The sequence below is a fragment of the Acinetobacter tianfuensis genome (genome assembly GCF_003611465.1).
Classification (GTDB): Bacteria; Pseudomonadota; Gammaproteobacteria; order Pseudomonadales; family Moraxellaceae; genus Acinetobacter; species Acinetobacter tianfuensis.
The window spans coordinates 25,439-37,912 of record NZ_RAXV01000014.1 but is presented as its reverse complement, the minus strand read 5'-3'; the positions used below and the strand labels follow the sequence as shown (position 1 = coordinate 37,912).

The window sequence follows — 12,474 nt, the reverse complement described above, 5'->3', positions numbered from 1 at the left end:
CCTTATTTATCCAATTCATAAAGCATACATTTAACTGTCTCTGGCATTGTTTTTTGAGCTCTCCATTTTAATTTTTGCTCTGCTTTAGATGGATCTGCCCGACTAACAAGCAACTCATTAGGTCTAAAAAACTCTTCCGATTGTCGGGTATATTTTTCCCAATCTAAATTTAGATTTTCAAAAACATTAATCACAAAATCTTTCAAAGAATAACTGACACCAGTCGCAATAATAAAGTCATCTGGTTCTTGAGCCTGCAAAATTTTCCACATAGCTTCCACATATTCTGGAGCAAAACCCCAATCTCTATAAATATCAAGACGGCCCAAGATAAGAGTTTCTTTTGAACCTGCAACAATCCGCTGAGCTGTAGATATGATTTTCTTAGTAACGAACGTATCAGGTCTCAATCTCGACTCATGATTAAATAAAAAACCAGTGCATACAAACATTGAATATGCATCTCTATATGTCTGTACTAGCCAATGGCTAGAGGATTTTCCAATAGCATATGGGCTTTTAGGTGCAAAAATAGTTTTTTCGCAAATTGGTATTCCTAAACTATCACCGAAACACTCACTTGAGCCTGCATTATAAATCTTTGTCTTAACCTGATGATTTCGACAAGTTTCAAGAATATTAAGCAATCCCAAAGTACAACTCTTAATTGTTTCTGCTGGCAATTTAAATGACATAGCAACTGAGGATTGGCTTGCTAAATAATAGATTTCATTAGGATTAATAGAAATAATAAGCTGTTCAATTTCAAAATATGATTCGAGATTAACATTAAATATATGAACTAAGTGGCTAATGTTAAGTTTATAAAAATTATCAATATAAGTCTGCCGAGAAGTACCATAAACAGAATACCCCCGATCAAGTAAAAATTTTGCAAGATAAGCACCATCTTGACCAGATACCCCAAAAATCAATGCTGTCTTATTCAAAGTAAACTCTCATAAACTTCTCTAGTCCGTATAGCGCAATTTTTCCAAGTAAATTTTTTTGCGTGCTCGATACCCTCAGCTACAAGTAACTCTCTCAAATTTGTATCAAAAATAATTTTAGATAAGGCCTCACTCATATCGTCTACTGAATTAGGATTAAAATATAAACCAGCATCCCCCACTACTTCTGGAATAGAACTAGTATTACTAACCACTACCGGACAGCCCCTAATCATTGCTTCTAATGGAGGCAACCCAAACCCCTCATATAAAGATGGATATACAAAAGCTAAAGCATTCTTATATAAACCATCTAATACAAGATCGTCATTTCCCACATGAATAATATATTTCTCATTAATACCTAAACTATTAAATAGACTTAGCTCTTCTTTTGAAAATAATCCACCGCCAAAAACATATAATTTTATTTTATTTTTTAATGAGATATTCATGGAATAAGCTTTAACAAAATTATTAAAATTCTTGTATCCACCACGCGAACCTACATATAATATATAATCATCTTTTCTCTCCACCAACGCACCAACATCTAGACCAACCCCTAAGTGTATAACAGAAATTTTCTCCTCAGGAATATTTAATATATTAACCAAATCAAACTTAGTACTTTCAGAAATACAAATTATATGATCACTAGCATTGATAGAAGTTAATTTATTTTTTCTAGTTCTATCATTTGCATTAAAGTTATCAGGAAATATCTCATGAATCATGTCATAAACTGTAATAACTTTTTTAGACTTTGATTTATTAACATATGGCTTATAATAAGTCATATGACAAATGTCATATGAAAACACTTTATCATCCAAAGCATCTATAAAGTAATTTAAATACTTATACAAATGATTGGTATATTTCGGATACCCCCCCCAATAATACCCTTTGGTAAATTTAGACTCCCTAATATATTCATTAGTATACAATGGAGCTACTATCTTAATATCATCATTTTTATTTAAAGCTTTAATCTCATTCGACAGTTCAAAAAAATACCTAGAAATACCTCCAAACCTTTGACTGCAAAAAATTGCAGGATCAAACTTTATATTCATTTTCTTTCTCCAACCTCAATATAATCATTCCATATTCTTGAAGAAACTCTCCTTTGAGTATAAATATAGAATAACTTATAGAACTTCATGAAAATCATATAAAATAACTTTGAGATTTTCACCTCTGAAAATAAATGTATTTCAGCGTTATATGAGTATAAATTTTTATTATATTTTTTCGCCAAATACTCCAAAGTTTTTTTCCTATAAAAACCAATATGTTGCCCATGTCTTTGACCATAATACCACCAATCTTCAATTTTGGGGGTTGGTTCTGGAATTAGCAAAGTAGAAAAGAAAATATTTGAAGAAATACTAAACATTTCATCCAGTGTATGAATAGGGCTTTCCAGATGTTCAAATACTTCAAAAGCAGTCAATAGTTTGATATTCTGCCCATCATAACCAAAACCTTTAGCCAATAAATTATCACAATATTTATCCTTCCAAAGTACATTGAAGCCGACATCTCTCATTAACCGAGTAAAAATACCATAACCACCAGCATAATCTAATATAGTTTCATCTTTTATATTTAGAAGGGCACATAAATTTGTTGCCCTCTTTGAGCACATCTGATTTCTTTTTATAATACCAGTATCAACATCATTAATGGCTGAATCATATGCTTTTTCCAACCAATATGGATTTTCTGTTTGCACAAATTCACAAATAGGGCACTCATAATATTTGACTACATGATTAAGTAACTGACCTTGAAATATATATCTACTTTGTGCATGTTGACAGACTCTACAAATTTGATACATTAGCACAGCCATCCATAGTTGGTTCGATTATATTATTAATAATCATCCTCATATCTTTCAAATATTTATCTTGAGAGTTATTTTTTAAAACAAATTGCTGATTATATTCCTGCAAAGCCTTAATCTTTTCAAAGTTTAAGCTTGTAACACTATGAATCGCATCTTCTATACCTTTCAAAGAATAATTATCAATTATAATTTCATAGCCTGTGCTAAAGCTCGTTTCCTTAGTAACTATAGGTATTAAGCCACCATTACCAACGCAAGTCACTACAGATGGAGAGCCACCTTCAGAACAAGAAGGAAAAATAATAAAGCTACAAGTTAATAAAATTTCTTTGAATTTCTCGGAATTAATATCAATAAAACCATAAGTAAATATATTTTTTGTCCTATATAGCTCTTCATAATATACTTTCACAAAATCTGGTTCTGATAAAATATTCCCACAAATATGCAATTCAACTGTTTTATTTAACTTAAAATATTCTAGACATAAATCTAACCCTTTATGAATTAGTCCAGAGCTACCAAACCATAAAAATTTATTTTTTGAACTCTCCTTTCTTTCATAAATAAGATTATTTTTTATAGTATGAAAATAAGGAGCACGTAAAGAATATATCTTACTAATATCCGTATGTTTTCTATAGCTTTTTTCACAAACCTCATTACCTAAAGCAATAATTGCATGAGCAATCGTAGTTTGGTATGACCAAGATTCACGTACATATCTCATAGATTTTGGCAACCATACATCTTTTTTTTGATGCACATCATGCATTCGTTCAAGTGTTTTCATATTCTGATGACACACATGCATTCCTGTACCATAGTAAATCAGCGTAGGGTTTAAGTTTTTTTTGACAACCTGTTCGAACACATCACCAAAACCATAAATAACATCATATTTCTTTAAATCATTAATTTTATTTTTATAAAATAGGATATCAACATTATATCCTAACTCATTAAAGATCTTTGCTGCTGTTAGAGCTTCAAAACTATTAGTATGAGATACATAGTTTTTATAAAATGGGAGAGTAATATACGAAATTAAAACATTTTTCTTAAAGTTTGTCCCATAGTAATTGCTAACAGTTCTATTAAAATACCAATTCCTTACTATTTTAAAAAAAGACTTAATAAACTTCATAATTAGCCCATCAATTATAACTTCAAAATACAGTCACACTTCGCCACCGCACTTTCACGATGTGCAATAATCACCATTGTCATTTTTCCATTTAGACTTTGAATTGCTTCATTTACAGCTTTTTCAGTTTCAGTATCTAAAGCACTCGTTGCTTCATCCATAAAAATTACTTGCGGTTGTTTATATAGTGCTCGAGCAATTCCAAGTCGTTGCCGTTGGCCACCAGACAATAAAATACCGCGCTCCCCTATCACCGTATTATAATCATCTTTCAAATTTTGAGTAATAAAATCATCTATTTGAGCAAGTTTTGCAGCATTATTTACCATTTCAAAGTCTATTTGATCTTTGGGAACACCAAAAGCAATATTTTCAGCAATAGTCATGTCTGCCAAATAAATAAACTGAGGTACATAACTCACTAAGCTTTGCCAATTTCGTACATTTTCTTGATTTATAACCTTACCATCTACTTTTAAAATACCTGATGTTGGCTGTAAAAGACCCAACATAATATCCATCAAAGTACTTTTACCCGATCCACTTTTACCTGTAATTCCAAGACTACTGTTCTTATCAATTTTTAGACTAATATTTTTGAGAATTTTTTTATCTGGATAATTGGGGTACTCAAAACATACATCCACCAACTCCAAACTAGAGCTAAACCCTATTTGCTTTGTATCTTTATAAGAATTATTTTTATTTGAGTCCAATTCAAATTCATGAATCACACCATTTAAAATATGTTGAGAGAATTTATAAGTTGTTACAGCACGATATATATTTTGTGCTGCTGGCAGCATTCTATATGCGGCAACGCCATACAAACCTATAACAGGTAATATTGTTCCCACACTATAATCTTGTAAAACTAAAAATATTGCTAAGGTTATTAAACAGCCATAACCAATAGTTTCAATAATATGAAGAGGAATTTGCCCTAAAGATTCATGTGAAGCATAATGCCTAGCATAAACCCTAGAGTTTCTATCAAATCGCTGATAATAATAATCATGTGCATGATTAATCATCACATCTTTTATGCCACCAAAGACTTCCTGACAACTTTGATATCTTTCCTTATTCGATATTGAAAATTCTTGACTAATTCTTTTCATAAAATTTTTGACGACATAAAACATCAAGGCATAAAAACTAACAATTACCCCAGCAGTCGTTAAAGCCATCATTGGATCATAAAAAATAAGCAATATAATCATTGCAACAATAATTAAGCCATAAGACAGTATCGACAATACAGGCTTAATGACCCCCCAAACTACTTGATCCACATCATTCAATAAAATTTTCGCTAAATCAGCGCTATTTCTTTGAATAAAAAAACTATAATTTTGCTTTAAATAAACCCTAAGTAGACGGCTAGAAAAATAATGCCTTTGTAAACTTGAAAAACGATTCAAGGCATATTGTGTTAATATTTTCAAAATTGCTGAAAACACAACTATAACAAGTGAAATAACACCCAAATAAATCACAAACTGATTATTATTACTCACACCTAATAATGTATATAATTTTTTTAATACAAAATTTTGTTGCACATTTTCTGGATTAGCCAATACAGCCAAAAATGGCATTATAGAAACAACACCTATAGATTCAATAATTGTCATAAAAACAACTAAAATTGAAACCACTCCTAATTTTTTTTTATCTAGAGGAGTTAATATTTTCCATATTTTAAAAATTGAGTTATCCAAAATAAGCCTCAATCTTCTTTCTTATACATCAATGCTGTAATTTGCTCTGAAATCAGTCCCATCAGAAAAATCATAATACTTCCTGTATAAAGTAAAGCACTCATATTGGTGAATCTTTGATACTCATATAATGTATAACCATACCAACCAGTTGCTAATAGAAACAACAACACAGCAAAAGGTAAAAACATCTTTAATGGTGAGTATAAAGTCGCAATTTTAAAAATAATAATAAAAAATCGAACGCTATCTTTTACTGGATGAATATGGCTTTTCCCAATTCTTTTTGCTGCATGTATTGGAACATAACTTACAGAATATCCCGCTCTAAAGAATGCCATGGTACTGGTGGTTGGATAAGAAAAGCCATTCGGCAAAAGATAAATAAATTCTCTAAATTTTGCTGCCCGTACTGCTCGAAAGCCCGATGTTAAGTCTTCTACAGGATGATCAGACATATATGTTGCTAAATGATTATAAAGCTTATTTGCTATTCCACGACCTATACTTGCTTGTGAACCTTTTTGACGAGCACCAACAACGAGATCATATCCTTGTTCAATTTTTTTTATTAATTCTTTAATATCATTAGCATCATGTTGCCCATCTGCATCCATAAATATAATGATATCGCCCGTTGCATTTCTAGCACCAGTCTTAATTGCTGCACCATTCCCCTTAGAATAAGGATGATGAATAACCTTAGCACCAGCTTGCTCTGCTATATTTGCCGTCTTATCCGTTGAACCATCATTAACGACAATAATCTCATCAACCTTATTGAGCCTAATAATACTCAATATTGTATCCCCAATAGCCCCAGCCTCATTTTTAGCAGGAAGTACAACACTAATTTTCACTTTTGATTTCCTAACAATTCAGCATGTTCAATATTTCTATTTTCAATAGAAATTTCTTTGTACCAGCTTTGTCTTACATCCAATTCTTTTGCAATTTGCACGTACTTTCTAGCAAACGTATAATTTCCTTTCATTCTATAAATCTGAGCAAGTAGTAAATTTCCACTCACATCATTTTTATTTTTTAACGCATCAAGTATAAATTCTTCACCTTTTGTATAATCTGCAGCTACAGAAACAAAATATTGAGCTAATAATTTATAAATTTCAGCCTTTACATCCGAACTAGCAGTTGGATTACTTAAACCAGCCACAATAATTAAGATTGCTTGATCATGAGGAACGTTACAATTTTGCTGTATTTGACACTGTGTAAAAGCGCTTAAGAATCCAATATTACTATTATAAAAAGGATGATTTTTTAAATTATATATTAATTGTTGAATTATACCTTCAGAAATAGGGTTATCCAGATAAGATGCCAAATGCAGTTGCGCAAACCATGAGCCATTCGCAGGCCTATAACTTTCATGCGCTTGAATTAAATACTTTATAGCTTGATCGGCATAATAGACTTTTCTTTCGGGTTCTTTTTCCATAAGTTTTAAATAAATTCGAGCCATTTGATAATTTGCTCGATCTGAACTAGGGTGCATTGTCACTTCAAACGCAGCATGATCAACTAAATTTGACCAAATAACCGCACGCTGCCACGTTGTAAAAGCCAAATTCAAAATATAGATAGCACAAACAATATAAATTAAAGACCTTACTCTATTAAACTTACATTCAGACAAACCATAAACACCTGCAATAATAAAACCTATACTTGCAAAGTAATTTCGATGCTCATGCATTAATTCCAAACTTATAAAAGTTGACTCCATTAGATGGGAAATAACAAACCAACCCCACGAAAACAAAACTAATGGAAGTTTTTTAAATAAAAATAAACTAAAAATACTTATAAAAAAAATACCCACAATTGAATACAATGTAGTTATTGGTGTAGTTATATTTTTTGAGATTTCAAAATCATCATGGTATAAACTTAAATCAGAAAGTAATGGAAAAAATATCATTTTTAAATAATAAAAAATCACTCTAGATTCGCTATACAGCCGCTCTATTGTATTAAAATCTCGATTACCTAAACTAGGATTCCCGACAAAAGGCAACGATATATAAACCAAACCCAAAATAGTAAAAACAATACCTAACCATAGAATATAACTAAGTTTTATTCCAAAGAATACTATTGGTTTTCTTTCAAAATCACTTGCTTTAAAGATACAAAGCTCAACCCAATAAATCAATCCAATAAAAAGCAGCCCAGACTCTTTACTAAAAACTGAACAGCATAATGCAAGAAAAATACCAACGAATGGAACAATTGAGTTAGACAACTTTAAAGGCTTACTTCTCCAATTACAGTATATTAACAATGCCAATAAACCAAAAAATGTCGAAAGACTCGTCATTCTTTGAACAACATAAAGCACACTAGTTAAATTTAATGGATGTATTAACCAAATAGCACTTACTATCAAGGCTAGATATTGACTTTTTTTGCTCGCCCCCCTGTTAAAACTAATATTTTCAAATAATTTCAATGAAATAAAATATAATACAACTCCATTCATCAAATGGATGATTAGATTAGTCAACTTAAAAAAATAAGGGGCAAAACCTGTAAAATAATGATTTAGTGCGAAACTAAGCATACTAATTGGTCTACCAAGTGGGCCCGCATCGCCTGACCAAAAAGCTGCTTTAAGACTCATATAATCTAAAGACGTAATTGCTATTTTCGAATTTTCTACAATATTTGCAATATCATCAAAAACATAATCCCCAGACAATCCTGGTGAATAAGCTAAAAATGTGATAATTAAAATTAAAAACAAAACATAAAGAGGTTTTGTTTTTTTAGTTATTTGATTCAAAAACGTCCCCAACACTTACACATAAAAAACACCCTACGAATAGGGTGTTTTCAACAATCAAATTAGTCACGGCAATTTGAAGGCAAGAATTTTTGATCAACTCTATCGGCAGCAGTTGTGATAGGAGTTGTACTGCATTTCCATTCAATGCCGCCACCAGTCGGTGTACCTTTAAGCGTCAATTGGCCGCCTGGTTGAACTTTTGTACCATATGTAATTGTAATTAAACTTCTGTTAATTGCTACAGAACGTACAGCATTACCTTTAATACTTGATTCTAGAGCTAAACCAACTGATGTGTTACCTGTTGGGAATGTACCATTTGAAGAATAGAATTCCGCAATACCAGCTTTAGCACCGCCAGCAAGACTTAGACCTTCGGAAACGTGTGAACGCTTCGTATAGTTTTGATAAGCAGGAATCGCAATCGCAGCAAGAATACCGATAATTGCAACAACGATCATTAATTCGATAAGGGTGAAACCCTTTTGAATTGATTTCATAACATTCTCCACAAATGTTTAATTTAATTATTAAGGCTTTTAAAGCTAATTTATATTTAGCACTAAACGTGCCAACAATGATTATAATAAAAAAACTTAAAAAAACAGCACTTTAAAAAAATATTTATTTTTTTGTGCCGCTTTAATCACTTTTTATGTATTAAAGTGACAATTTATGTCACTTACTTCCCCTCATTTTCTAGCCCAAGATGATTGGCGCATTCGAAATTTCATTCACTTCATCCTGTATAACACCATCATAAAAGCAATCTAAAATTTGCCCTATCGATTCAACCGCATTACACACGGCCAAGCGATACTCAGACCGCTGCATTTTTACAATCAGCTGGGCGCAAATCTCATTCCAAACCTGCTGTTCCGCTGCTTTATGAATGCCGCGGTCGGTCACGATTTCAACTTTACGCTCACATAAATTTAAATACAGCAGCACACCGCTATTATATTCAGTATCCCATACCCCTAACTCAGCAAATAACTGCTGTGCACGGGCATGCGTATTCTGCCTATACGCTTGATGCGCTGGAATATGACCTTCGATCACAACTTGTATTTCCCCAACATGACCATGTTCTGCCTGCTCAACGGCTTGGGCAATGGCATACCGATCCTGCTGATTAAAATAACGCTTCGTAGCCGGCATATATAAAAAATGCTTAAACCAGCGCTTTAAACTCGGCTGATTACATTCTTGTGTCTTAGGCTGCGTGACAATTTTTGTTGTATCTGATGCTGTTACCATGAACCTGATGCTCCTCCCCCGCCAAAGCCGCCACCGCCGCCACTATATCCTCCGCCGCCAAAACCGCCTCCTGAGCCGCCGCGGCCTCCGCCGCCGGAAAGAAATGCTTGGAAGATCATTTGCGCCAGCGCAGTAATCAGTAAAAAGAAGATGCCGCCGCCAATCAGCAAACTGGTCAAAAGCCCTGCACCATTGACCAGCCCTGCGACTGTACCTGCGACAGCCGCCGTAGCTGCGCTTAAACGGTTGCCAACAATATACGAACCGACAATACCTGCAATTAAAATAAATATTGCCGTACTGAATGTTTTTTCTTTGGCTTGCTGCTCATGTAAAGCCTGTTCTTGCCGTTCTTTTAACTCAGCCCCCGCTTTTGCAGCTACCTCAGGGTCCATATTCAGCACTTGCTCAATTTCATTTAAACCCGATTGAATACCGGCAGCAAATTGATTTTGCTTAAAATACGGCGTAATGCTGTTGCGTATAATTCTGCTTAAAACAATATCAGGCAACACACCTTCCAAACCATAGCCCGACAAGATTTGAATTCTACGATCATTCACAGCAATCGCCATGAGCAGCCCGTTATCCTGTTTAGCAGAACCCAACTTCCACTGCTCTGCGGTACGCATTGCAAAACCGAAAATATCCTCCTGCCCCGTTGTTGGCACAATAATCACACCAACTTGCGCCTTCCCAGATGCATGCAATTTGAGGATCTGCTGGCTAATCGCCTGCTTTTCTGCTGGAGTTAATACATTTGCCTGATCGACTACAGGCTCATTTAAGGTCGGTAAATTTCGAATCGATTGCCCATCTTCCAAATCATTTTCAACCTGCAGAGGCTGAACTGCTGCAGTCTGCTCAACAGATTTAGCCTGCGCACCCTGATTCTGCTGCTGAATAATTTGACCTGCAGCAGCAAGATCTGCAGGCTCATCTACTGCAGCCGCTGTTTCAGCCTGAGTCAAAGCAGTAAAACTCAAGCAGAAAAATATCAGCAGCATACTCAGCAAGCGGTTTGTGTTCAGCATCTGCATGTCCTATAGATGAGTCATTTTACTCAAATGAAACTTTAGGCGCATTTTGCGCACCTTGTTCAGCACTGAAATTCGGCTTGGTATCCATGCCGATCACTTTTGCGGTCATGACTTGCGGAAACTGGCGCGCATAGCTGTTAAAGTCTTGCACCGTTGTGATATAGCGGTTACGCGCTACCGCAATGCGGTTTTCTGTACCTTCAAGCTGCACCTGCAAATCACGGAACTGCTCATTGGCTTTTAAGTCAGGATAGTTTTCAGATACAGCAATTAAACGCGATAAAGCACTGGTCATTTGCGCCTGCGCTTCTTGATACTTTTGGAACAGTGCAGGATCTTCCAGCACTTCTTTATCTACTTTTAAACCTGCCACATTCGCACGCGCCTGCGTGACCTCAGTCAATACCTGTTCTTCATGCTTAGCATAGCCTTTGACAACATTGACTAAATTCGGCACTAAATCGGCACGGCGCTGATATTGGTTCTGCACTTCAGACCATGATGCCGTTACTGCCTCATCTTTTACTTGCAGTGTGTTATAGCCGCATCCCGTCAAAGTTAAAGTGCTCGCCAGCGCAAGCGCTAATGCGCTATTTTTTATCAAGTTCATCGGCTAAGTTCCTCTGGTATTTATTTGTATTTGTTTAGATAATTTCATTCTAGCCTGATTTTTAAAACTAAATGTTTTTTTTCTTTAATAAAAAAGCCCGCGAGCGGGCTTTTCATTTTTAAATAAAATCAGCTATACAGCCTTGGTTTTATCTCATCCTGAAAACTTTCTACTTGGTATTCCTCAGCCATACGCTGCTTCCAATACGTCACAATTGAACTGTAGTCTATTTCAGATGGATGGAAGTTTTTTTGGTAGTAAGACAAATATTCAGGCAGCAGCTGTATAAACATTTTAGCCAGTAAATAAGCCCCAAAAAGATTGCCTCCTATTTTGGGCAGACTTTTTTTTACGGTCTTGCATAAACAGTTTACTGGCTGAATAAAATGTCAGACTGGCAAAACCCGTTGTCACACTGCGCATAATCATGAGGCGAATTTTGTCATCGCCATATACATGCTGATAAACATCAAATGCGACTGCACGGTGTTCAATTTCTTCAATCGCATGCCAAACCCAGAGCTTCACCGCATCATCATCTAAGGTACTGAGCACTTCTGGGTGACGCAAAATATAACCGCCAAGCAGCGCTGTAAAATGTTCAAAGGCGCAGGTAATCGCCAGCTGAATTTTAGGATGCAAATTTTTAACGTAGTGATCCTTGCGCGCAAGCCACGCCTGAAAACGGTCTAAATTATATGTATCTGAACGCCAAGCATCGTTGAACTCGGCATGCGCTTTGGAATGCATGGCCTCTTGCCCAATAAATGCTGCGATTTGGGCTTGCAGCTTCTCATCAGTCACCTTATCCCGCACACTATGCACAAAAAATTGTTCACCAATCGGAAAAGTGGACGACAAAGCTGTCAGTAAATGTGACATTACTGGCGAGTTTGCAAAATAATGCCGGCGGATCGCCTTCGGATTAAATTGCGGTTTACGTACCGTAATGCCGATAGCTTTAGGACGATTTTGATATTTTTTTCTGCCGCCGCATGTGTCATGTGCATATCTCAAGAAAAACACTGAGCCTCAGTATGTTAATTTTAAATAGATTCACACATGGCAAAAGTGCT

11 protein-coding genes and 1 pseudogene are annotated in these 12,474 nt (G+C 34.8%); all 12 read right to left on the bottom strand.

The window, feature by feature from the left end:
- Positions 1-2: 2 nt before the first annotated feature.
- Entirely contained in the window at positions 3-950 is a 948-nt protein-coding gene (locus D7V32_RS07845; protein ID WP_120402334.1) for a GDP-mannose 4,6-dehydratase, read from the bottom strand.
- On the bottom strand, positions 947-2,029 hold the full coding sequence (locus D7V32_RS07840; protein ID WP_120402333.1) for a glycosyltransferase family 4 protein: 1,083 nt from the start codon (positions 2,027-2,029) through the stop codon (positions 947-949). Before D7V32_RS07840 ends, D7V32_RS07845 begins: the two co-directional genes overlap by 4 nt.
- Positions 2,026-2,691 (bottom strand): class I SAM-dependent methyltransferase, encoded by a 666-nt coding sequence (locus tag D7V32_RS07835; protein ID WP_171407608.1) that lies wholly within the window; start codon positions 2,689-2,691, stop codon positions 2,026-2,028. Before D7V32_RS07835 ends, D7V32_RS07840 begins: the two co-directional genes overlap by 4 nt.
- Positions 2,692-2,782: 91 nt before the next feature.
- Complete coding sequence (locus tag D7V32_RS07830; RefSeq protein WP_120402331.1) at positions 2,783-3,955, bottom strand: glycosyltransferase; 1,173 nt, start codon at positions 3,953-3,955, stop codon at positions 2,783-2,785.
- Between the two features lie 14 nt (positions 3,956-3,969).
- A complete protein-coding gene (locus D7V32_RS07825) occupies positions 3,970-5,679 on the bottom strand; it encodes an ABC transporter ATP-binding protein (RefSeq protein WP_228200184.1) in 1,710 nt (569 codons plus the stop codon).
- Positions 5,680-5,687: 8 nt separating this feature from the next.
- A complete protein-coding gene (locus D7V32_RS07820) occupies positions 5,688-6,539 on the bottom strand; it encodes a glycosyltransferase family 2 protein (protein WP_120402330.1) in 852 nt (283 codons plus the stop codon).
- Positions 6,536-8,485: a tetratricopeptide repeat protein gene (locus D7V32_RS07815; RefSeq protein ID WP_147394212.1), complete on the bottom strand. Its 1,950-nt coding sequence runs from the start codon at positions 8,483-8,485 to the stop codon at positions 6,536-6,538. Before D7V32_RS07815 ends, D7V32_RS07820 begins: the two co-directional genes overlap by 4 nt.
- A 62-nt stretch (positions 8,486-8,547) precedes the next feature.
- Positions 8,548-8,979 carry a pilin gene (locus tag D7V32_RS17550; protein WP_407641539.1) on the bottom strand — a complete coding sequence of 144 codons (432 nt, stop codon included), beginning with the start codon at positions 8,977-8,979 and terminating at the stop codon, positions 8,548-8,550.
- A 208-nt stretch (positions 8,980-9,187) separates the two neighbouring features.
- Entirely contained in the window at positions 9,188-9,748 is a 561-nt protein-coding gene (locus D7V32_RS07805; protein ID WP_120402327.1) for a TPM domain-containing protein, read from the bottom strand.
- The gene (locus D7V32_RS07800; RefSeq protein ID WP_120402326.1) at positions 9,742-10,782 is read right to left on the bottom strand and encodes a TPM domain-containing protein; all 1,041 of its coding nucleotides are present in this window, start codon (positions 10,780-10,782) and stop codon (positions 9,742-9,744) included. The genes D7V32_RS07805 and D7V32_RS07800 overlap by 7 nt, the downstream gene beginning before the upstream one ends.
- A gap of 25 nt (positions 10,783-10,807) precedes the next feature.
- Positions 10,808-11,398, bottom strand: a complete 591-nt coding sequence (locus D7V32_RS07795; protein ID WP_120402325.1) for a LemA family protein — start codon at positions 11,396-11,398, stop codon at positions 10,808-10,810.
- A gap of 128 nt (positions 11,399-11,526) precedes the next feature.
- Positions 11,527-12,415, bottom strand: a pseudogene (locus tag D7V32_RS07790) (metal-dependent hydrolase).
- Positions 12,416-12,474: the final 59 nt, after the last annotated feature.

Excerpts from the sequence above, each read along its gene's own strand:
- D7V32_RS07795 (WP_120402325.1), bottom strand. The coding sequence starts at position 11,398 with ATGAACTTGATAAAAAATAGCGCATTAGCGCTTGCGCTGGCGAGCACT.
- D7V32_RS07800 (WP_120402326.1), bottom strand. The coding sequence starts at position 10,782 with ATGCTGAACACAAACCGCTTGCTGAGTATGCTGCTGATATTTTTCTGC.
- D7V32_RS07805 (WP_120402327.1), bottom strand. The coding sequence starts at position 9,748 with ATGGTAACAGCATCAGATACAACAAAAATTGTCACGCAGCCTAAGACA.
- D7V32_RS07830 (WP_120402331.1), bottom strand. The coding sequence starts at position 3,955 with ATGAAGTTTATTAAGTCTTTTTTTAAAATAGTAAGGAATTGGTATTTT.
- D7V32_RS07840 (WP_120402333.1), bottom strand. The coding sequence starts at position 2,029 with ATGAATATAAAGTTTGATCCTGCAATTTTTTGCAGTCAAAGGTTTGGA.